The organism is Ethanoligenens harbinense YUAN-3 (genome assembly GCF_000178115.2).
Lineage (GTDB): Bacteria > Bacillota > Clostridia > Oscillospirales > Ethanoligenentaceae > Ethanoligenens > Ethanoligenens harbinense.
Genome location: NC_014828.1, coordinates 1,802,168 through 1,821,591 on the forward strand (window position 1 = coordinate 1,802,168; position 19,424 = coordinate 1,821,591).

The 19,424-nt window shown below is 44.1% G+C and carries 24 protein-coding genes and 3 pseudogenes; 13 read left to right on the top strand and 14 right to left on the bottom strand.

Going from position 1 to position 19,424, the window contains the following annotated elements; translation table 11 throughout:
- The first annotated feature begins 16 nt into the window (after positions 1–16).
- On the top strand, positions 17–916 hold the full coding sequence (locus tag ETHHA_RS08395; protein ID WP_013485554.1) for a recombinase family protein: 900 nt from the start codon (positions 17–19) through the stop codon (positions 914–916).
- A 456-nt stretch (positions 917–1,372) separates the two neighbouring features.
- On the opposite strand, the gene ETHHA_RS16340 is transcribed toward ETHHA_RS08395, so the two are convergent.
- A complete protein-coding gene (locus tag ETHHA_RS16340; protein WP_106919228.1) occupies positions 1,373–1,522 on the bottom strand; it encodes a transposase in 150 nt (49 codons plus the stop codon).
- A gap of 143 nt (positions 1,523–1,665) precedes the next feature.
- On the opposite strand from ETHHA_RS16340, the gene ETHHA_RS08405 reads away from it, so the two are divergent.
- From ETHHA_RS08405 to ETHHA_RS08415, 3 genes are read left to right on the top strand one after another with little or no spacing between them, the layout of a single operon-like run.
- The gene (locus ETHHA_RS08405; protein ID WP_013485555.1) at positions 1,666–1,932 is read left to right on the top strand and encodes a hypothetical protein; all 267 of its coding nucleotides are present in this window, start codon (positions 1,666–1,668) and stop codon (positions 1,930–1,932) included.
- 44 nt (positions 1,933–1,976) lie between these two features.
- Entirely contained in the window at positions 1,977–2,612 is a 636-nt protein-coding gene (locus ETHHA_RS08410) for a hypothetical protein (RefSeq protein ID WP_013485556.1), read from the top strand.
- Positions 2,613–2,644: 32 nt separating this feature from the next.
- On the top strand, positions 2,645–3,184 hold the full coding sequence (locus ETHHA_RS08415) for a hypothetical protein (RefSeq protein ID WP_013485557.1): 540 nt from the start codon (positions 2,645–2,647) through the stop codon (positions 3,182–3,184).
- A 15-nt stretch (positions 3,185–3,199) separates the two neighbouring features.
- Here the strand turns inward: ETHHA_RS08415 and ETHHA_RS08420 are convergent, their stop codons facing one another.
- From ETHHA_RS08420 to istA, 8 genes and pseudogenes are all read right to left on the bottom strand, one after another.
- Entirely contained in the window at positions 3,200–4,189 is a 990-nt protein-coding gene (locus tag ETHHA_RS08420; RefSeq protein ID WP_013485558.1) for a nucleoid-associated protein, read from the bottom strand.
- Between the two features lie 506 nt (positions 4,190–4,695).
- Positions 4,696–6,228, bottom strand: coding sequence for an IS66 family transposase (gene tnpC, locus ETHHA_RS08425; protein WP_013484564.1), 1,533 nt, complete (start codon positions 6,226–6,228; stop codon positions 4,696–4,698).
- Between the two features lie 31 nt (positions 6,229–6,259).
- A complete protein-coding gene (tnpB, locus tag ETHHA_RS08430; RefSeq protein ID WP_013485559.1) occupies positions 6,260–6,643 on the bottom strand; it encodes an IS66 family insertion sequence element accessory protein TnpB in 384 nt (127 codons plus the stop codon).
- Positions 6,643–7,002, bottom strand: coding sequence for an IS66 family insertion sequence element accessory protein TnpA (gene tnpA, locus ETHHA_RS08435; protein WP_013484562.1), 360 nt, complete (start codon positions 7,000–7,002; stop codon positions 6,643–6,645). The genes tnpB and tnpA overlap by 1 nt, the downstream gene beginning before the upstream one ends.
- Before the next feature lie 203 nt (positions 7,003–7,205).
- Positions 7,206–8,002, bottom strand: a pseudogene (gene istB, locus ETHHA_RS08440) (IS21-like element helper ATPase IstB).
- Positions 7,999–8,193 (bottom strand): hypothetical protein, encoded by a 195-nt coding sequence (locus ETHHA_RS16075; protein WP_242822060.1) that lies wholly within the window; start codon positions 8,191–8,193, stop codon positions 7,999–8,001. The pseudogene istB and the gene ETHHA_RS16075 overlap by 4 nt, the downstream one beginning before the upstream one ends.
- A gap of 10 nt (positions 8,194–8,203) precedes the next feature.
- Positions 8,204–8,575 (bottom strand): annotated as a pseudogene (locus ETHHA_RS16345) (Mu transposase domain-containing protein); the annotation flags it as partial.
- A complete protein-coding gene (gene istA, locus ETHHA_RS16080; protein WP_106919181.1) occupies positions 8,523–9,221 on the bottom strand; it encodes an IS21 family transposase in 699 nt (232 codons plus the stop codon). The pseudogene ETHHA_RS16345 and the gene istA, both read right to left, overlap by 53 nt.
- Positions 9,222–9,746: 525 nt before the next feature.
- On the opposite strand from istA, the gene ETHHA_RS15580 reads away from it, so the two are divergent.
- The 3 genes from ETHHA_RS15580 to ETHHA_RS08455 all read left to right on the top strand — a co-directional run bounded on the left by ETHHA_RS15580 (position 9,747) and on the right by ETHHA_RS08455 (position 11,352).
- Entirely contained in the window at positions 9,747–9,893 is a 147-nt protein-coding gene (locus ETHHA_RS15580) for a hypothetical protein (protein ID WP_013485560.1), read from the top strand.
- A 93-nt stretch (positions 9,894–9,986) separates the two neighbouring features.
- Positions 9,987–10,712, top strand: coding sequence for a BglII/BstYI family type II restriction endonuclease (locus ETHHA_RS08450; protein ID WP_013485561.1), 726 nt, complete (start codon positions 9,987–9,989; stop codon positions 10,710–10,712).
- A complete protein-coding gene (locus ETHHA_RS08455; protein WP_013485562.1) occupies positions 10,684–11,352 on the top strand; it encodes an MT-A70 family methyltransferase in 669 nt (222 codons plus the stop codon). The genes ETHHA_RS08450 and ETHHA_RS08455 overlap by 29 nt, the downstream gene beginning before the upstream one ends.
- Positions 11,353–11,631: 279 nt before the next feature.
- On the opposite strand, the gene ETHHA_RS08460 is transcribed toward ETHHA_RS08455, so the two are convergent.
- From ETHHA_RS08460 to ETHHA_RS08475, 4 genes are all read right to left on the bottom strand, one after another.
- A complete protein-coding gene (locus tag ETHHA_RS08460) occupies positions 11,632–11,910 on the bottom strand; it encodes a hypothetical protein (protein WP_013485563.1) in 279 nt (92 codons plus the stop codon).
- Positions 11,911–12,128: 218 nt separating this feature from the next.
- Complete coding sequence (locus ETHHA_RS08465) at positions 12,129–12,986, bottom strand: hypothetical protein (RefSeq protein WP_013485565.1); 858 nt, start codon at positions 12,984–12,986, stop codon at positions 12,129–12,131.
- 12 nt (positions 12,987–12,998) lie between these two features.
- Positions 12,999–13,178, bottom strand: coding sequence for a hypothetical protein (locus tag ETHHA_RS08470; RefSeq protein WP_013485566.1), 180 nt, complete (start codon positions 13,176–13,178; stop codon positions 12,999–13,001).
- A gap of 40 nt (positions 13,179–13,218) precedes the next feature.
- Positions 13,219–13,626 (bottom strand): hypothetical protein, encoded by a 408-nt coding sequence (locus ETHHA_RS08475; RefSeq protein ID WP_013485567.1) that lies wholly within the window; start codon positions 13,624–13,626, stop codon positions 13,219–13,221.
- A gap of 145 nt (positions 13,627–13,771) precedes the next feature.
- Between ETHHA_RS08475 and ETHHA_RS08480 the strand changes: the two genes are divergently transcribed.
- The 5 genes and pseudogenes from ETHHA_RS08480 (at position 13,772) to ETHHA_RS08495 (ending at position 17,286) form a co-directional block, all read left to right on the top strand.
- Positions 13,772–13,996, top strand: a complete 225-nt coding sequence (locus ETHHA_RS08480; RefSeq protein WP_013485568.1) for a helix-turn-helix transcriptional regulator — start codon at positions 13,772–13,774, stop codon at positions 13,994–13,996.
- A 60-nt stretch (positions 13,997–14,056) separates the two neighbouring features.
- Positions 14,057–14,935, top strand: a complete 879-nt coding sequence (locus ETHHA_RS15585) for a hypothetical protein (RefSeq protein ID WP_137143878.1) — start codon at positions 14,057–14,059, stop codon at positions 14,933–14,935.
- 458 nt (positions 14,936–15,393) lie between these two features.
- Positions 15,394–15,542, top strand: a pseudogene (locus tag ETHHA_RS16085) (transposase); the annotation flags it as partial.
- A 125-nt stretch (positions 15,543–15,667) separates the two neighbouring features.
- Entirely contained in the window at positions 15,668–16,267 is a 600-nt protein-coding gene (locus ETHHA_RS14610) for a TetR/AcrR family transcriptional regulator (RefSeq protein ID WP_013485570.1), read from the top strand.
- Positions 16,264–17,286, top strand: coding sequence for an alpha/beta fold hydrolase (locus ETHHA_RS08495; protein ID WP_013485571.1), 1,023 nt, complete (start codon positions 16,264–16,266; stop codon positions 17,284–17,286). Before ETHHA_RS14610 ends, ETHHA_RS08495 begins: the two co-directional genes overlap by 4 nt.
- Positions 17,287–18,042: 756 nt before the next feature.
- Here ETHHA_RS08495 and ETHHA_RS08505 read toward each other — a convergent pair.
- On the bottom strand, positions 18,043–18,507 hold the full coding sequence (locus ETHHA_RS08505; RefSeq protein ID WP_013485572.1) for a spore coat protein: 465 nt from the start codon (positions 18,505–18,507) through the stop codon (positions 18,043–18,045).
- A 168-nt stretch (positions 18,508–18,675) separates the two neighbouring features.
- Here ETHHA_RS08505 and ETHHA_RS08510 point away from each other — a divergent pair, with 168 nt between their 5' ends.
- A complete protein-coding gene (locus ETHHA_RS08510; protein WP_013485573.1) occupies positions 18,676–19,416 on the top strand; it encodes a YetF domain-containing protein in 741 nt (246 codons plus the stop codon).
- The last annotated feature ends 8 nt before the right edge of the window (positions 19,417–19,424 follow it).

Genomic DNA, 19,424 nt, shown 5'->3' on the forward strand with positions numbered 1-19,424 from the left:
AGAAAGGATGTTCACAATGAGATATGAAGTATTTGAAATTCCGGCTAAAGCAAAGGCGCCCTTGAGGGTGGCAGCTTATTGCCGGGTTAGTACACCGTCCGAAGAACAGCAGAACAGTCTGGAAACGCAGGTACAATATTACGCCGAGACCATCTCAGGCCATATCGGTTGGACTCTCGCCGGTATCTACGCTGAACAAACCTCAGGCACACGATTCGATACCAGAGAAGCGTTCAATCGCATGATAATGGATTGCCGCAAGGGCAAAATCGACTACATCATTACGAAATCAGTCAGCCGCTTCGGTCGAAATACGCTACCGTTCATGCAGGGAATCGAAGAGTTGCTTCAGCGGGGCATCCCTGTCCACTTTGAGTTGGAGGGGTTGAACTCATCCGACTGGCGCATGAAAAAAATCATCACGGCTGCGGCCGCCGTTGCTCAGAGAGAAAGCGAGTCAAAAAGCGCGGACATCAAATGGGGTATCCGGCACAGTTTTCAAGAAGGGCATGTTAAGCTCAACTACAGTCAGTTTCTCGGTTACACAAAGGATGCAAATGGGAAGCTGGTCGTAGTGGAGGGTGAGGCAGAGGTTGTCCGGCTAATCTATGACCTATATTTGAAAGGATATGGCTGCCGTAAAATCAAGACGCACCTCGAGACAAACGGTATCAAAACGGCAACAGGCAAAATCGTTTGGAGCACCTCAACAATAGACCGCATCCTCTCCAATGAAAAATATATTGGGACCGTATTGTCGCAGAAAACTTTTGTGGAAAACTGCCTGACGCATAAGCAAATGCAAAACACGGGGCAATTTTCTAAATATGTGATCGAAGGTAACCACGAGGCGATCATCAGTAAAGAAGTTTTTGAGGAGGTGCAACAAAGAAAACAGGGCGTTCCAGTCAGATAACGGTTGGGAGACCGTCCCGGATTTTGTGTAAACCTCAAAGTGATGTAAAATGGATGTACTACCACGGCGGTTTATGAAAAATGGCCAAACGGAAAATCACACCAGAGAGACGCGCGCAACGGAAGCAAACCAGTGCGGCCCTTGTTTCGCTCATAGCTGGCTTTCAGCACATCATAAATTTTCCGATTTTCCCATTTGGTTGCGCTTTCCGGGCAGGCCAACCACCGGTAATATCCGCTTGTGGAGACTTTCAATACCTGCGCATCTTCTCCACAGAATGCTCCCCGCTGCGTTCACGGATTACTTCATATTTTTTCTCTGGCTTTGACTGAAGACGGACGCCGCTTTTTTTAGGATCTCTAACGTGTCCTCCAGATCCGCTTTTCCCTTGCGGAACTGGCGGTTCTCTTCCTCCAGCTGCCGCAGGCGGACTTTTTCGGCATCGTGGCTGCCCGCCTAGGCGGCGAGCCAATGCTCCATGGTCCCTCTGAGCACACCCAGATTCCGGCATGCCTCCGCAATGCTCTGCTTGTTTTTCAATACCAACTTGACAGCCTCTCGCCTTAACTCTTCGCTGTGCCAGCTCCCATTGCTTTTCCCCGTGATGGAACACCCCTCCGTAGTGCCTTTATTTTACACTACTCCTGACCGTCCATCAAATCGGGTATGGCTCAGGTCGTATATAGCAATTTCTTGAGATTTTCTGTACAATGTTCTATAATAAAGTAAATATAGGGGGAGGGTATGATATGTCAACAAAAAATGTATATTTTTACAAGGTATCCCTTTTTGAAAGCAATCCAAACGTAGAGCATCCTATCGACCAATTAAAGGCTCTCTTTGATGAAATTTTCAATGCGAATGTACGTAACAGCGCCATTGCTCTGTCCCACGACGACATAGAGCCAATAATAATGGACATAATAAACATAATAGTGAGTATTTATTTGCTAGACTTTCAAAAAAACGCCCTAACAATACATTACAAAAAAGAGATTATGGTACCCTTGCAATAGATGACGTCCTCGCAGCGGATGAAGTCAGTAAAAAGGGAATCGAATTGTTTACTTATTGCATTTTGGGATATAAACATGGGGTATTATCCATTGCCAACTCAAAGGGCGCACCTAAAGAAACCTCATTAAATAGACTGTTTCAGCTATACAACAACCATTATTATTTGAACGCAGATCCAGTACCTAACAGTGACTTAATTAAAGAACTCTATGAGTCTGATTCGTCTATACTAAATCGAATATGTGTTGAAATACCTACACCCGACGCAACTGTATTAGAGCAAGCCCTTAAAATGACAGATTCTGAACTAATCGATGCCGTAAGCAAAAACACACAATCAGTTATATTTGAGGTAAAACCGCAATATCGCAGTGATTTGACTAAAGATCCAGATCTTGTAAAGCGTTTAATTGATGCCTTCCGGAAAAGTAAAGACAGTTTTTCGAAAGTCATACTTCATGGGAAAACCGAACATCGTGGGAAGCAAGTTGGATATGATTTGTTCGAAGAATATTTTAAATATCCAATTGAAATAACAGAATACCATCAAGAATACAACCGGAAAGTCGAATATCCAAAAGAAAAAATCCAAGCGGACTATAGAGGAAATATGATGGATATATATAATGAATTTAAGAATATCATTTTGGCATTTTGTGATAGAGCGCCAACAGAATAATTCATACATAAAAATGAAAAGGAGGGGTGGCAATGAAAAAGCGATTGATAATCCCACCGGTAATTATCTCCATGATCGTAACTTGTTTTTTTTATTTGGTAAACCCCCCCTTCCTTTCTTGTGCAAACCAATCCGGATTTCACTTTAATATGGTAACCATTAATTCTATATTTGCTGGATTTTTATACACCAATTACTCTTTGCTGCTGGGTTTATTAGATAATGACACTGTTCAAAAATTGTTGGGAACCTCTGTTATTCGGCGAAGAAACGATCGCATATTTGCAGGCATTGTATGTGCAGTTATCTCAATAATCACTGGAGTAATTCTTGCAATTGTTACTGCTGGGAACACAACAAATAGCGTTTCTAAAGCTGTAAATATTTCTGGAAATTGGATTTTGACCTTTCTTTGGGCAGCAGAGTGTGTATTTATGGTTTTTGGGATATTTTATTTTACAATATCAATCAGGGAAATGCATATGCTTGTTAATGCTGCTGGACAGCCCAAGAAGAAAGTGAAGCAAGATGTAATCGACGACGTAAAGAAAGTAGTAAAAAGAGAAAAATAGCGAGCGGTTTTCATTTTATAGCAGTACATTTTTTACAAGAAGGGATATCGTTCCATCAGGATTATTAATAAACTCTATAGCATCACCATCTTGATATAACGCTACAGGAATTTTGATTTCAATTCCATCGGAAGTTTTTACCGACTGCTTTTCAAGTCGTTTAATTGTAGCTTTTGATACTTTTATAGTATCTGTATTTTTAATGCTTTTATCTTTAAGAGTGTCTTCTAACGACTGCGCTATTTGGGGATATTGATAGTATATTTCCTGACACAATTCATTTATATCCACTTCATTATTATTAATAATTTGCTTATTTATTTTTGATGTAATTTCACGTTCCATATTGCCCTTATCATTTGGAATTTCTTTACTGATTTTTATCACTGCTTTTTTTAGTGCAGTGAATTTTTCTCTTTCAGATACATTGGACTGACAATCTAGTATATATGTGGATAAATAAAAATCTTTGACTCCATCTATTTCATATTTTTTTTCAGATAGCAATATTTCATGCGTGGAACAATTAACAGTAAATGCTTCTTCTATCCTACTTGCAGGGCTGGGTAGAAGGGTCTGCTGTGGAATTATGGACAAAGCTTGCTGAGAATTGACTTTTTGATAATGATGTATATAACCATCACGATAATTCATTTTCAATACGGAAAAATATGTGTCATTTGTTTGATCATTCCATAATATACAAACTAAATCTGCATGAGGTATCAATGGGTTACGGAGCATAATCTTAAAATACTCCGTAGCAATATACTGGGTCTTTGCAACGAATTGATCTGACAAACCGTCTAACACTTTCAAGAATTGTGAATGTTCCCTAAAAATGCATTTCTTGGAAGCATCATCGTCTATGCACTTTTGGATGTGATTTTTTAGATAATCACATATATTATAATTCTCAATGGCCAAGCAGTTATCCGATAAAACAGGCATAGTAATGTTTGTATCTAATACGTGCAAAATAGCCGAGCTGATAGTTATATCCATTTTTTACCTCGCGTCATGTTTCATATATTGATTTCAAAAAATGCAATCCTATATTAATTTAACTTTTTAAAGCAGCAGTGTCAAGAAGTATGCACAAAAATGCCTACAAATTTTAGCTAAAAAAATCAACCAGCGATGGAGGAATCTTGGAAAGCGCCCTTCAGATACTTCAACAATTTTTGGGCATAGTTTACTGTCCCCCTCCCAAGCGAATGTCTCACGACGCCGCTCAATCAGAGACCCGCAGCCATTTTCCCTTTTGCGTGACCCATTCTATCTTATCGGATCTCATGCCGATTCGTTATTGTTCTTCTTTCCTACAATGTTTTGCGACCTTGCGGGGGATTCCGCCCTCTCGCAAACCATCTATATTTTTTATGACCACACTTTCCATCATATCCACGAAAAAGGATAAAACAGGAAACCCGATTCGCCTTGTGCGGACTGGGTTTCTTCGTTTTTTTGCATATTTTTCAGAATGGATGCGCACACCTGAAAAGTAACCGTCAAATCAACGGGCACGCCCCCCAAGGCATGAGGTTTTCAACATCCGCGCCATTGGGCGCTTCGGTGAAAATCTTTGTGAGGTACTCAAAAGGCACAAGACCATTCTCCCTGGCAGAGACGATCAAGCTGTAATAGATTGCGCTGGCTTTTGCACCGTTTGGCGTGTTGGAAAACAGCCAGTTCTTCCGTCCCATTACAAAAGGTCGAATGGCGTTTTCCGCGCGATTGTTACTGATTTCCAGCCGTCCGTCCAACAGATACCGCACAAGATACATGCGCTGTGACTGTGCATAATGGATTGCTTTACCCATCAGGGTTTTAGGCAGTTCCCGGAGCGATCCGACCCAGGCGTAGAACGCCTCAACCACCGGTTTACTTTGCTGTTCGCGTTCCTTCAAACGATCTTCCGGGGTCAGCAAAGTGAACTGTTTCTCCAAATGAAACAGCCTGTCACAGTAAGCAATCCCCTTTGCGGCGTCAGACGATTTCCGTTTATCCTTCGGCAGTGTTTGCAGCGCTTCGTCAAATTTCCGACGCAGATGCGCCCAACAGCCCACCACGGTGATTCGGTCAGGCAGCTTGTGGTATCCGTCATAACCATCTGCATGGAGAAAACCTGAAAAATCCTCTAAGAAGTCTTTCGGACGGATATGCTTTCGATCCCGCTGGTAGTCATACAGCACAATCTGGCGCTTAGCCTCGCCGCTTGTACGATAAAGCCACATGTAACTTTTACTCTGGGCGGGCTTGCCGTCCTCATGCAGCACCTGAAGGGTGGTTTCGTCTGCGTGAAGGACTTGATGATTGCATAGCTGTCGCTTCATTTCCTGATAAATTGGCTCCAGCCAATCTTCACAGGCTCTGATGAGCCAGTTGGACATGGTTTGACGTGAGAGCAGAATGCCGCTTTGCGCCCACTCCTGCTCTTGCCGATAAAGCGGGCTGCCCATCACAAATTTTTGCACGGCGATATGGGCGACGGATTCGGGTGATGCGAACCCTCCCTTGATGACGGGTTTTGGCATCTCCGCCTTGACAATCGGCACACGATCAGAGGACTCCTCGCAGTGGCGGCAGGCATAGACGTGCCGTACATGGCGTACAATCACGGCTTTTGCCGGGATGATTTTCAGTTCCTCACGGATGTCTTCCCCCATTTTGTGCAGAGGACAACCGCAGTCCGGACAGATACGCGCCTCGATCGGCAGCTCGTGTTCAATGGTCTCAACAGGTAAATCTTCCGGCAACTTGTCGGTGGTCAGGCGCGTCTTTCTGCGGTAATGCGCCTTGACCTCGGTGGTTTCCGGCTCTGGCACGGTCAAATCGGCGGTTTGCTCTGCTTCGTTAAACAGACATAATTGTTCGTTGTCCGTCTGTTCACTGGACGCGCCGAATTGCTTACGTTTGGCCAGGCGGAATTGCTCCATCAGCCACTGAATCTGCTGTTTTAGCTCGGCAATCTGCTCCGCCTGTTTGAGAAAATTCTCGTAAACAGAAAGCGGTATTTCAATTGTTTTTTCTTGTTTTTCCATTCTCTAATTATACCGGAAAAACCGCATAGAATCAAGAAAAAACGGCATTTTCGTATCCCGATGTGTTACGAAATATTGTGTTCAAGAACTTCGCTGCGGCGAAGCTTTTCTCCAGCCTTGCGCCATCGATCAGACAAGACAGTTCCTCACTGTTCAGCGTCATTGTGGTTTCCTCGTCTGACGACGGCCAGCGGAAATGTCCGCGTTCCAGCCGTTTGAAATACAGCCAAAAGCCATCGCCGTCCCACTCCAGTATTTTCAGGCGGTCACGGCTTCGGTTGCAGAACACGAACAGCGCGTCGACAAAAGGGTCGAGAGAAAAACTGTGCTGCACAAGCGTCATTAGCCCGTTGATCGATTTCCTCATATCCGTGCACCCACAGCAAAGATACACAGGTTTTTCTCCGAACTGCATCACAGCGATCTCAGGATGCGGCAGACTCTCGCCAGCAATTCCAGGTCGGTTTGGGCATTTGCAAGGATATGGCAGCCGGCGATTTCAATGTCTAGGGTGCCTTCGCCGGCAGTAACAGATTTTGCTTCCGTAAGCTGCGTCCAGCCGTCCGGCACAAGCCCGGTTCCGCGCTTTTGTTTCTCCATAAGCTCCATGCAGGCAGCTTCCCGTACTTTTTTCTGCCTGTAGTAATAGGTGGCCTTGCTGATGTTTTTTTCTTCGCAAAATGCGTCCACGCTCTGCCCGCCAGCTATTCGCTCCTTTACCGCCTCGCCCCACTCTGATAGCCGGAACTCCCTCGCGATTTTTTGCGTATCCATTTTATTCACTCCAATTTGGTCCAAAACACTCCATTACATGTTTTGAACCCTTTTGAAGTTCATTGTACCTTCCCCGACACCATGCTTACAAGGTGCGCGCGGTCTTGACGGTTACCCTGAAAAAGTGTCAACGCCGATTTGAATTTGCAGGTTTTCGCCAGTTAAAAAATGCATGAAAACAGCGGTAAGGAAATGTTGAAAAATTAGTTTTGGCCCTGCTCGAAAAGGGTGTTGACGATGTGCTGCTTCTGCTTCATGTACTCCTTTCGCTCTTTAAGGCGATAGCTCTCACCCTTGATATTGACAACGGTGCAGTGGTGCAAAACACGGTCTAGGATTGCAAAGGCGATAGTGACGTCGGCGAAGATCTCATTCCATTGGGAAAAGGTCTTATTGGAGGTAAAGATCGTGGAGACTCTCTCATAACGTCTCGCAATCAGTTGAAAAACAGATTCGCCCCCTGAATATCCATCGGGAGATAGCCAATTTCGTCAATGATGAGCATTTTGTACTTGCCCAGAGTTTTGAGCTTGTCCGGTAGTCTATTCTCAAAATGAGCCTTTTTGAGCTGCTCAATTAGGGTGTGGCAGTTGATGTAATAGGTGGAGAATCGATGCTTGGCGGCAACCAGCCCCAGTGCTGAGGCCAGATGGGTCTTGCCCACACCGGGCGGGCCGAGGAAGACGATATTCTCTCCGTTTTCAAGGAAACGCATGGTAGCCAGTTCTTCAATCTGGCGCTTGTCAATGGAGGGCTGGAAACTGAAATCAAAATCCTCCAACGTTTTTTTGATGGGAAATCCGGACATTTGCACCTGCTTTTCATAGGCGCGTCGCCGTTTTGACAATGCTTCCTCGGCAAAGATATGGTCGAGCACATCTACAACGTTAAGTTCGTCCTTTACAGCTCTTTCAAGATAATTGTCCAATATCTCCAGCGTGTTTTTCATCTTAAGGCTTTCGAGGTTTTCCCTGAGACGTTCCATCGTCAGTTCCGTCATAGCAGCACCTCGTCATACCGGTTCAAATCGTGTTGTTGGATAGGAAGGTCGATGACACTGTCGCCGTCCAGCAGGGTGTTTTCTGTATCAAAGGATTGCTTGACGGTCAGCCTGCGATAATGATGGGCATTGACGACCATGTCTTTTTTTCTGGTAGGATATTCGGTGCAGGGCAATTTGCTTTCCTTCATAGTAGACAGCAAGCACGTTGTCCAATGCTACGACTGCCACATCTTCGCCGGCGTATTCCGATGGCACGGAATACTGATTACCGCCGTACGAGATGAGGCAGTCTTTTTGTACCCGGCGCAGATTGATTTTGTCGATGATATATTCACGTTTAAGAGGGTTAAGGCCCTCTTTTTTTAGTCTCTCGAAGGGAATTTCATTTGTTGTGGCGTGGACTTTCCCATTGACCTTATTACACCATGCGAGGGCCTGGCCATTGAGGTCGTCAAGTGAAGAGTACTTGATGCCAATCATGAAATTATCCCGTACGAACTGTACCGTGCGCTCTATTTTACCCTTTGTCTGGCCTCGGTATGGCCGGCACAGCACATGGCTTGAACCCATAGAATCCGGCGAAATCCTCAAACTGCCGGTTGAGGGTACTGTCTTCCTGCTTCAGCAGCCGTTTGATGACGACCTGCTTCATGTTGTCATACAGAATTTCCTCCGGGTAACCGCCTAAATACCGGAACGCGTTGGCATGGCAGCGGATCAGAGTGTTGGTACTCATGTTGGTCACAAACTCTATGTACCGTGTCCGCGAGTACCCCAAAATGAACAGAAAACAGTACAGCTTTTTCAGCTTCCCATCCTCCGGCACGGTGTGATCCTCAAAAAACGCCCAGTCCATCTGCCCTTGAAGTCCCGGCATCGTTTCAAACCGCACCGTTGCTTTCTCGTCCAACTGTTCCTTCTTGTTTCGCACGTATTCCCGCACGATGCTGTGCCCACCCTCGAAGCCCTGCTCCTGAATTTTCTCCAGTATCCGCTCCGCTGAGTACGGCGCTTCCTCCAGCCATACCGTTATCTGCTCCTTGTAGGGGTCCAGCTTCGACGGCTTCGTTGCGCTCAGGCTGTATACCGGTCGCGCCTCGCTCTCGGCGTATTTCTTCGCCGTCCTCGGGTCAATGTTGTACTTGCGCGCTATCTCTGTGTAGCTCAGTCCTTTTTGCCGGTCGCTTCGGATATCCATCCGGTTTGCTCCTTCCATTTTGACACCCTTTCCGCCTGCTGCTTAACAGACAGATTTGAGTGTACCATATTGCATCCCTTTCCGCTGCAAACCTACATTTTTTGACCGGCGTTTTTCTTCATTTTATCACTGGCGCTGACAACGGTGATATGGCGTACTGTAAACCATCGACACGGTCGACACGCTTTTGCCAAATCACTTCAAAACGCGCATCATTTTTCCCTTTACCGCTTCATTCTGAGCAATAAAAAGAAGATTAAGAGGTGGGAAGCGAAATGGAAGAACATTGATGCCGGAAATTCTCGCATTTTGCTTCTTAGCAAGCATAGCCAAACGTGACCCCACTCCGTTGTGTCAGTTTGGCGCTTGTTAGTCATTTTCGGCAACGCCGTAAACTGGGGTTGCACCCCCTAATACCCCTGCCTAAATTGCCGACGGCGCGGCAAAAAAATACAACACTTTCCTCACGGTGAGGACGCCGCTTTTATCCGGATGCTTTTTTACAAAAAGTATTGAAAGAAAAGAAAATGTGGAGGGTATATTATGAAAACAAAAACTGAGTTTGAGATTCCTAAAGTGTTTTGGAAGTTTTATGATGAATACAGGCGAAATGTGATTTCTTTGAGCGAGTTTTCACGGTGTACCGGATTGAGCATTGGAAAAATCAAAGTTTATCTTGAAGCTCTGTAATCTTTTAGACGAAGAAAAGAAAAAATGCCGTGAAACCCGGCGAATCTTATGTTATAATATTTTATTAGTATGGTGCGGTTTGGAGGCTGGCTTATGAATATCAGAGATTACATCGACGCTGATTTGCTGGAACGATTTGAATTTTATAACTACAACCATGCGCTGGAGATTATCACGCAGGCTTTTCCCAAAGAATGGAAAGAGATCGTTGAGTGCCTGCGTAAGCTTGATATTACAACGGACGATCTGCGCGAGTCCGGCGGCAATGAGACGAATATCCCAAAGAAATTTGATGACGTCCTTTACCCATATGGGTGGCGAGAAATTCGTATTTCAGGGGATTTGCATATCAAGTTTTTTCCTCGGCAGGCCGATCAGCGCGGGCGCTTTTCAAAAGAGCCGTTTGAGGAAAAAGTGTTGGAAGGATATATCGACGGCCACAATATCGACTTTTTAAAAAACAGAGTGGCCTTTGATTTAGAATGGAACAGTAAAGACCAGACTTTTGACCGTGATCTGCTAGCGATGCGCACCTACTACGATTGCGATATTGTAAGCGCTGGCATTATTATCACGCGGGCGGAGGAATTGAACGACGCTTTCAAAACTATTTACGATTTTGATAAGCGTGATCGTACATGGAAACCCATTCTAAGGAAGTATGGCGCAAGCACCACATGGATTGGTAAACTACTGTACCGTCTGGATTCAAGGCGAAATGGCGGCTGTCCGATTTTGGCCGTAGGCATGAAGAAACGGTGCATTTCGGATTGGGAGGAAGGATATATAGATGAGCACAGCAAAGGAAACAGCGAATAATCTCCTGCAGTTTTGCGGGGAAAAAAAATACGCCACGGTTTACGCAGATCCCCCTTGGCGCTTTCAAAATCGCACCGGCAAGGTAGCCCCGGAAAACAAAAAGCTGAATCGTTATCCAACAATGGATTTGGAAGATATTAAGGCTCTGCCCGTTGGAAAAATTGCGGCAGAGAAAAGCCATCTTTATCTTTGGGTTCCAAACGCGCTTCTCCCTGATGGACTGGAAGTTATGAAGGCATGGGGCTTTGAATATAAGGGGAACATTATCTGGGAGAAAGTGCGTAAAGACGGAGAGCCGGACGGACGAGGCGTAGGATTTTATTTTCGTAATGTCACTGAAATATTGCTGTTCGGCATCCGTGGCGGCAACAATCGAACTTTGGCTCCGGCTCGTTCACAGGTAAACTTGATTCGCACCCAAAAACGTGAGCATTCGAGAAAGCCGGATGAAATCATTACGATTATTGAAAGTTGCTCTCCTGGCCCATATTTGGAACTGTTTGCGCGCGGAGATCGTGAGAATTGGGATATGTGGGGCAATCAGGCAACCGCTGAATATGAGCCTACATGGAATACTTATAAAAACCATACCACTAAGGAAACTACATCGGGCGTATCTGGCTCTCAGTCGGAAACTTAAAAGCAAATGGTTGCCGCCCTCCGGCATTGGCGGCAGAAAAAAAGTCGGTGCAGATATACGGCTATGGCCGCCGCTGCTTAATATCGCCAATTCAAATATGAAAAAGGCGGCTCTGCTTATCGGCGGAAGCCGCCTTTGCTGTAATATGATGCTCAGTACGCGTTAACCGTCGTTAACGCGCACGGGAGTAAAATCAGGGCTTACTCCCTGCTTCATCTGCAAGGTGGCATACAGAGCCGTTAAGAGCCTTATAGCCAGGCGACTTTATTATTGAGCATGTTAATTTTCCCTTCCAGCTTTTTGATCTGTGCCGTAGACAGCAATTACATTGGGGTCATTTCTGTCCATGATATAGGTGTCTCTTTTCTCACTAAAAACAGACTGTATTGTACTGCCTGATTTGCGTAAAACAAAACCGTCTTTTTCATCGGTAATAGGTTCAAACCAGAGCGTAGTTCCGTTATTATATTTTTTGATTATGCCATAGGAAAGCTCCTGCTTTTCCGGAGTAGTTTCTGTAACTTCTTTGCCTGTTATCAAATATTCAGTAACGTCCATTTTTCCTTATCCCTCCATTCTCATCATAGAAATATTGTACCAAAAAACAATTGCAGCCACAACCGATCCTTAAAATCGTTATGTTCGGGAATTGCCAAGTGGACTATACAGTCCATAGCTTCCTCGTAAGATAGCTTTCGCTCCCACTGCTTTTCAAGCATATAAGTATACTTCCTTGCCTCATCTGTAAAGTAGCATACAGAGCCGTTAAGAGCATCCTACAGCCAGCCAACTTTATCATGAAGCGTGTTGATCTTTCCTTCCAGTTTCTTGATCTGTGCTGTTTGATAGGAAAGTTCCCGCAGCATGATATTATGCGCCTTCAAAATGTCCTGCTGCCCCTGTTCCATAAGGCGCTTATGGGAAAAATCATCATACTGCAAAATGGCTTCCTGTAAAGTGGCGGCCTTGCCGTTGGCAAAGCTACGATAGAAGAACTCTATGGCCTCACTGAAACGGTAATCTGGCGGTACGAACGAGATCGGCGCCGAAAGTTCGTTGAGCCGAACGCTCAATTCCGCATCCAATGTTTCAACCTCCTGCTGCTTTGTCTGTATCACTATTTTGGCGCGGAGGACGGAAAAAACGGTTGTAACAATGCTTAACATCATCATGAGCGGCAGGAAAAATAGCACCACGGGTGCCAATACATTTTCTACAATGAGATAGCGCAAAAACGTAATGGGGATTCCAAACCACAAGGGAACTTTGCCCGGCGCAATGATTTCGCTGATTTTGGCGGGCAGCCACAAATGTCCATACCATGCGTCATAAAGCGTCAGCCATTTTACTCCGTTTGCATCGTGCTTGACGTTGCAGACAATTAGAAAGAGAATGACCCACGGAACAGCAAACAGCAGCGTCCGAGAAATTGCCGATGTAAGCGGCAAAAGGAAAGCCGAGGAAACAGTGTGCTGTGCCTTATGTAGTTCATCTTCTGCGACCTGCTTCCTTGCTGCTGTAGCCTCATACTGCCGGACAGGCTCTATCAAGTCCCGGTACAGGTTGAACAAATCTGCAAAGCTGCCGATTTTAGTCGCGACGCCTCCCGCAACTGGCGGATTCATTTCGCTCATACGATTTTCTCCTTATCCTTGGTGCAAAGCATTTTTTACTGCATGAGCATCCGTGACAGAAAGCACGGTCATCGCCGCCTCTGGCGAGGATAAGTATTGCTCCTCTGCTTTCTGCTGTGCCTCCACCAAAATATTGATGGCCTTTTCGGTTGCACGGAACAGGTCTAAGTACAATTCTTTATAATCCAGCATTTTTCTTTCTCCTATTAGTGACTTCCTCATGTGTGAGGAATCAGTCCTCGCCAGTCTCAAAATTGACAACTAAACTCTCGATTGCGCATCTTTCCTTTACCGCTTTTTCTTGTAAGGATTCTATGTAAGCGCGTTCTTCCTCGGTTTCTGACTCACATTCACCTTCATCCTCAGAATTTTTTTCCGGCGGCACTGTTTGGTTCCATAAAATCATGCCAGAATGTTCCATCCAAATCACGGCATCCAAAAAACCGATCATGTGAAAGTTTCGTTCATTGGCCGTCATATAAAAATCATGCTGTTCCTCATACGATTTCAAACGGTAACGACGCTCCATAAATGCCTTGAAATGCCGATCATTTGCCAGTGCAATTTTTAAACCCGCATAGCATTCCTCAAAGCTTTCTTTCGCAATGCTTTGCATGGTTTTGTATGTTTCTCTGTTCAAAATGAGCACCTCCAACAGTTTCATATATAAAGCATATCACACATGCGAGCAACTTTGCAACGTGTAATATAATATAAATTATATTACACGTTGTCGATATGACACAAAAAATTCCATAAGCTATATGTAAGAGGTGATATAGCCTATGGAACGCCGCCATAATGAAAAATATAAAAAGCTGGGATTGAATATCGCATACTACCGCAAGGAACGCGGCCTATCTCAGATGCAGCTTGCTGATGCCATCGACATCAGCCGCACCCATATGTCTCGAATTGAAAACAACGACTGCGCTGTTTCGCTCGATGTGATTTTCAGCATTGCTGATGCGTTGAACATTGCAGTTGAAAAACTATTTGAATTTCGATGAGGCGATAATAAGAAGTATTACTGTTCACTTTGCTATATGAGAATTACAACTGAATTGGACATGGAAAATGTTACAGTTATGGCATTAAATCATATGAAAAAGTTCCATATTATACCCCATATGAGTATTTATCAACCTGCTATTCACGGTAGAAAGGAGAAATATATAACGAATAACATGTATTGCATATTTAACATTTTTTTTCGTTTGTCAACAAAAGTACAAAGATGGTCAGTAAAGCATTCTGAAAACAGCATACTAAAACAATATAAAATAATTGTATTTTTTATTTGTTTGCTATTATTAGTTTTGTTTGCAGCAACTAACGCTATTTTTCTGGGATATTTATTTCTGGCAGCATTTTTGAGTTGGTATGTTATGAATTTGGTTACTGCCTCTTTTATAATGTTGTCGTCAATTAGAGGGTTTTTTAAGAACGCATTTTCTTTCTCAGTCGTACTTTTTGTGCTATTGTTACTTTTGTTGGTTCCTTTGGAAAATGTATTAAGTAATACAGTTGGAACATCAGTTGCGGGAATAATTATTCTTGTTTCATCATTATTAATTGCGTGCTTAATATGGTCTTTCATAAGCTGTTGTGCTGACACTTCAGTCTCAATCCTTGCAAACGCAATTCTTACTGGGCTAGTTGGAATTGTTTCACAGATATGCAATTATTTATTATTATTTTTACCATCAAATATAGCTGTTAATCTTCCCATATTTGAAACTTTTGTAAATGAAATGGGCAATTATGGATATACAGTAACACAGGCATTACAACTTGCTGTTAATACATTGTTTTTTCCGATTGCTGTAATTTTAGGAGTAGCAACTATTATTTGTGCACTGAAAAAATATTGGATTACTAAATATAATGATGGTCAAGATTTAATAGCTTACAGCAAAAAAAGTGAAGCACATAAGCCTTCCACCTAAACGGCATACGCTATCATGTCGAAACTCACAAATAGTTTTTCAAAGATCTGAGTGCATTTTGAGTACAATAATTTCCGCAGCCGCAAACAGGAGACACCAAACGGCAAATTAACAATCTTAATTCACGGGAAAACACTAAGAATACCCGGTTATAAAGTCCTGTGAAAAGAGTGGAAATGATGATGAGTCCGCAAACACGCATGGATGCTGGGTTTGTCGGACATCAAGGCAGCCGTTGATACTGTTTTGATACTATAAATCATTCTCCACAACTTCATATAGAGATGAAAATGTCCGTCGAAACGCTAAGTTTCAACGGGCAATTTTTGTTGGAGCTTTTGCGCAATAAATCACCGGCTCTGCCGGTGGAATAAAAATCTTTAGATTCAAGGAAACCTCCTTTTGCTAAAATAGATGCAGGTTTGCCAACCGCATCATCAAGCAAAGAGAGGTTTGTCATGGATGACATACAAAGTTTATCACATTTGAAGTGGAGATGCCAATACCCTATTGTGTTTGCGCTGAAATACAGTAGGAGGGAGATATATGGAAAGCTAAAAGCTGACATTGGAAAATACTTAGAATGTTGTGTGAGCAAAAGGGTGTTACAGGCACTTTGATATGTGTTTAAATTTCAAGTGTTCGTTGCGCTGATCGACATCAGTGAGTTCTTGACAAACGATCGACCGTTAGCTATACTGATATTAACGAACGTTAGTAAGGGTGAACGAAATGTCAACAAAACAGGAGATTTTCAACAGTGCCTTGTCGCTGTTCGCACAAAAAGGTTATGACGGCGTTTCCATACGGGATATTGCAAAAGCCGTAGGAATAAAAGAAAGTTCGATTTATAATCATTATTCCAGTAAGCGATCAATCCTTGACGAAATATGCAGGCGATTTCTTGAAACCCTTATGGTATCGCGTCCCCCACTTGCGGAAGTGGAACAGATGATTTGTGACATGCGGCCCACCGAGTTGTTCTTAGAACTGATTTCTTCTTATGGCAGCAAGATTGATCCGCAGATTACGCAGATGGCAAAAGTTGTATTTGGCGAGCAGTTTTATGACGAAGCGATCCACGAGATTTTTGAACGCGAATTTATCAGAAATAATGTCAACTACTATATAGAAGTTTTATCCATGATGGAAGACAAAAAGCAGATTCAGCGTTGTGACAAAACCGTGGTCGCCAATCTCTTTAACAATGAACAAATGATGCTTTCTCTCCAGTTTTCAGGCTGCAAAACGGATGAAGAACGGCTGAAATTGGGAGAATTGATGCGATTGAGCGCCGAATATCTTTTTCATCCTTTGGAGGTGGTAACATGACGGATTTATCGCAACAGGCCAGGTGCATATTGAATAAACGGCGTTCCCGCGGCGGCTCGGCATTCGGGAGCAGAAAGCCGTTTTATAGAAGACGTAAAGTCATGAGTATAATTCTGGCTGCTCTCTTCCTGTTTATTGTTTTTGTGGCCGTCGTATTCAATATTCAGTTGTCATGGGCCACCCACGCTCTGCATTCCATAAAGGTTCGAACGATTGCCACCACCTATGGGAAGCTTACTTATGCACAAAAAGGCAGCGGTATCCCTGTCTTAATCGCGCACGGAACGGATGGTGGCTATGACCAGGCCCTTATCAGCGGCGAAGTGTTCGACGGCAGTTACCGAGTGATTTGCCCTTCCCGTTTCGGCTATCCTGGTTCCGACATGCCAAAGGACGCCACACCGGAGGCGCAGGCGGATGCATATCGGCAGTTGCTAGACAAGCTTGGCATTGACAAAGCCTATGTGATGGGTACATCGGCAGGTGGACCCCCGGCGCTTCAATTTGCTCTGGAATATCCGGAAAGAACAGCGGGAGTCATTCTGCTTTCAACCGGAATGCCGGTTCGTGGAAAAACGATCGGGAACGTGCCGACTTTTATTTTTAATGATTTTACCATGTGGTTGGGTGCGGATGTGTTCAAATCCATAGCGCTGCAGCAACTGGGCATCAGCCAAAATGATTACAGTCATGCTACCGCCGCCGAAAAGCAGAATATAGATGAATTTTTGAAAACTATGCTGCCAATGTCGGAAAGAAAACAGGGGTTTGTCAACGACATGTCTTCCAACTATGACATGGGGCTTCACTATGACGATTATCCGTTGGAGAAAATCACCGTGCCGGTGCTTATGATACATGCCCAAGACGACACCATTGCGAAATATTCCGATGTTGAAACAGCGCGGAACCGATTTCCGAACGCTACCTGGGTCATTTTCGACCACGGCGGCCACATGCTCTTCGGTCAGGACGTTTCCGGTGCAATTAATAAATTCATACGGTCAACGCCGATTTGAATTTGCGGGTTTGGAAGTGCGGACATTTTCCTGGGCTTACTTATGCTGCTAACCCCATACTTTTTCTGTAATCTATCGGGCTCATGGCGCCGAGAGACATTTTGATCCGCATACCATTATAGCCCGCTTATGTGGGAAACGGGTCCAACCGCTGGCCCGCCGGCCGTTCGCCGGCTTGATGTGGCAAATCCGCCTCGCAATCGAAAAGGCTCCGGTTGGTTTACGGCTATTGGGTCGCACAGAGGATGGGGGTTCATTCCGCGCCATTGCCGAAACCATTGGTAAACATCTGAATCTGCTGGTTTCCAGTATTTTACACGAAGAGGCAAAGGCCCATTTCGGTTTCCTTGGTGTCTTGGCGGCGCTCGATATTCCAAGCGTAATGCCGGGGTCTAGGATGCAGACAAAAGAACTTTTGGGATGGCGGCCTGTGCAATCTACGTTGATTGAGGATCTGGAGTAGGGGGACTATTTCAAGAACTGAACGATTGGAATTATATACCAAATCATTGAAAAATTTTGTAACCCGCATGTTGATTTCGAGTGACCTGATACGATTTGCAGTCCGCTGACCCGCATAAATACAGCACTAATGAAAGACCGGCGATTCAAAACCGCCGGTCTTTCGCTGGTCGGAGTGGTCTTATAGGATTTACAGCACAAGCCCGGTAAAATCAAGATTTCACAGGTAGTCGAATAACAATGTTTACGTTCAAAACTGAAGAAACCGGCAGTAATGGTGTTTTGTATATTATGCTATTGTACATTATACATGCCATGGCTATTCATATAATTAAAGAGCTGTTCGCCATGACGCTGCTCATCCTGCTGAATATGCTGCAGAGCCTGCCTGACGGTTGGACAAGCAGCCTCAAAAATACCGGTATCATAAGTTCCTGAAACATATTTTTCAGTTGACAGCAGATCGTTGCAAAGAATTTTGTCACCGGGATTGACCATGCCGCCTTGAGGAGTCTGCTGCTGTGCTCCCTGCTGCTGAGCCTGTTGGGGATGGGTCATATTGGGTTGCTGACCCTGAAGCATTTGGTTGAGCATATCCAAATGATGTTGTTCTTCCGTAGACAGTGTATTGAAGAGTTGATTCAGTTGAGGATCCTGAGCCTGCTGGGCGTAATTTTTATATTTTATTACGCATACTTCTTCCTGATTTTTCTCGTCCTCCAGCAGCATTCTTTCTTTTTGGCTTAATTGTATCTGCATAAAAGCTCCTTTCGCCGCATTCCTTTTGTTCACAAGTCCGTAAACTTATCGGGAGTAATTCGATTTTTGTTCACATATAGCTTGGTGTCATCCTGTTTTTATGCCATACAGGGGAAATTGCAAAAATCTTTTCCCTTATGCAATATTCTTTACAGCAGAGGACAAAATATGTATTGTGATTTTAATGCTGAATTGAAAATTGGTGCAATTATGACATGGAATGGTTTCTTATTTGGAGCGAAAGAGTTGCCCCTTTGGGTTTTTCCCATAAGAGCGATCATTTTGTATGCATTTTTGATCCTGGCAACCAGGTTGATGCGACAACGGCAGATTGCCATACTGGCCGGACATAATTATCTGGTGGCGGCAGGAATCGTAAGCCTCGCGGCTGTCAGAATGGTTAATCCGGAAAGTTCGCTTGTATCCGGAATCGTCATCATTCTTATTTATGCAGCCGTGAATGTGTTGTTATCTTATTTGGATGTAAAATTCCCGAGAAAAGTCGGTCGGCACTCCACCATCTTGATAGAAAACGGGCGACTTATTAAAAAAAATCTGCTGGATGCGCGTATAACCATCGACAATCTTCTGGGTCAGTTAAGAATTAAAAACATATTCAACTTTTCGGAGATTGATACGGCGATTGTCGAGCCCACTGGAAAGATCAATGTGATAAAGAAACCCCAATTTCTTCCTATAACAAGAAAACAAATGAATCTTCCGTTTAAAAATACCGGTATTCCTGTGATCTTGATCTATGACGGAGAGATTCAGAATGATAGCCTTCAGACAATTGGTCAGGACTTTTCGTGGCTCGATAAGAAATTGAAAGAAAAAGGAGTTATCAAAGTAAATGACGTTTTCCTGGCGGCATACGAAAGCGACGGAACGGTATACATCAGCGTATAATGGAGATT

What these genes read in the sequence shown, in the direction of transcription:
- ETHHA_RS08510 (WP_013485573.1), top strand. Translation starts at nt 18,676, where the DNA reads ATGTATTGTGATTTTAATGCTGAATTGAAAATTGGTGCAATTATGACA.
- ETHHA_RS14610 (WP_013485570.1), top strand. Translation starts at nt 15,668, where the DNA reads ATGTCAACAAAACAGGAGATTTTCAACAGTGCCTTGTCGCTGTTCGCA.
- ETHHA_RS08450 (WP_013485561.1), top strand. Translation starts at nt 9,987, where the DNA reads ATGAATATCAGAGATTACATCGACGCTGATTTGCTGGAACGATTTGAA.
- ETHHA_RS16075 (WP_242822060.1), bottom strand. Translation starts at nt 8,193, where the DNA reads ATGAAGGAAAGCAAATTGCCCTGCACCGAATATCCTACCAGAAAAAAA.
- ETHHA_RS08495 (WP_013485571.1), top strand. Translation starts at nt 16,264, where the DNA reads ATGACGGATTTATCGCAACAGGCCAGGTGCATATTGAATAAACGGCGT.
- ETHHA_RS08465 (WP_013485565.1), bottom strand. Translation starts at nt 12,986, where the DNA reads ATGAGCGAAATGAATCCGCCAGTTGCGGGAGGCGTCGCGACTAAAATC.
- ETHHA_RS15580 (WP_013485560.1), top strand. Translation starts at nt 9,747, where the DNA reads ATGAAAACAAAAACTGAGTTTGAGATTCCTAAAGTGTTTTGGAAGTTT.
- ETHHA_RS08395 (WP_013485554.1), top strand. Translation starts at nt 17, where the DNA reads ATGAGATATGAAGTATTTGAAATTCCGGCTAAAGCAAAGGCGCCCTTG.
- ETHHA_RS15585 (WP_137143878.1), top strand. Translation starts at nt 14,057, where the DNA reads ATGGAAAATGTTACAGTTATGGCATTAAATCATATGAAAAAGTTCCAT.
- ETHHA_RS08470 (WP_013485566.1), bottom strand. Translation starts at nt 13,178, where the DNA reads ATGCTGGATTATAAAGAATTGTACTTAGACCTGTTCCGTGCAACCGAA.
- ETHHA_RS08405 (WP_013485555.1), top strand. Translation starts at nt 1,666, where the DNA reads ATGTCAACAAAAAATGTATATTTTTACAAGGTATCCCTTTTTGAAAGC.
- ETHHA_RS08415 (WP_013485557.1), top strand. Translation starts at nt 2,645, where the DNA reads ATGAAAAAGCGATTGATAATCCCACCGGTAATTATCTCCATGATCGTA.
- tnpC (WP_013484564.1), bottom strand. Translation starts at nt 6,228, where the DNA reads ATGGAAAAACAAGAAAAAACAATTGAAATACCGCTTTCTGTTTACGAG.
- ETHHA_RS08480 (WP_013485568.1), top strand. Translation starts at nt 13,772, where the DNA reads ATGGAACGCCGCCATAATGAAAAATATAAAAAGCTGGGATTGAATATC.
- tnpB (WP_013485559.1), bottom strand. Translation starts at nt 6,643, where the DNA reads ATGCAGTTCGGAGAAAAACCTGTGTATCTTTGCTGTGGGTGCACGGAT.
- ETHHA_RS08505 (WP_013485572.1), bottom strand. Translation starts at nt 18,507, where the DNA reads ATGCAGATACAATTAAGCCAAAAAGAAAGAATGCTGCTGGAGGACGAG.
- ETHHA_RS08455 (WP_013485562.1), top strand. Translation starts at nt 10,684, where the DNA reads ATGAGCACAGCAAAGGAAACAGCGAATAATCTCCTGCAGTTTTGCGGG.
- ETHHA_RS08420 (WP_013485558.1), bottom strand. Translation starts at nt 4,189, where the DNA reads ATGGATATAACTATCAGCTCGGCTATTTTGCACGTATTAGATACAAAC.
- istA (WP_106919181.1), bottom strand. Translation starts at nt 9,221, where the DNA reads ATGGAAGGAGCAAACCGGATGGATATCCGAAGCGACCGGCAAAAAGGA.
- tnpA (WP_013484562.1), bottom strand. Translation starts at nt 7,002, where the DNA reads ATGGATACGCAAAAAATCGCGAGGGAGTTCCGGCTATCAGAGTGGGGC.
- ETHHA_RS08460 (WP_013485563.1), bottom strand. Translation starts at nt 11,910, where the DNA reads ATGGACGTTACTGAATATTTGATAACAGGCAAAGAAGTTACAGAAACT.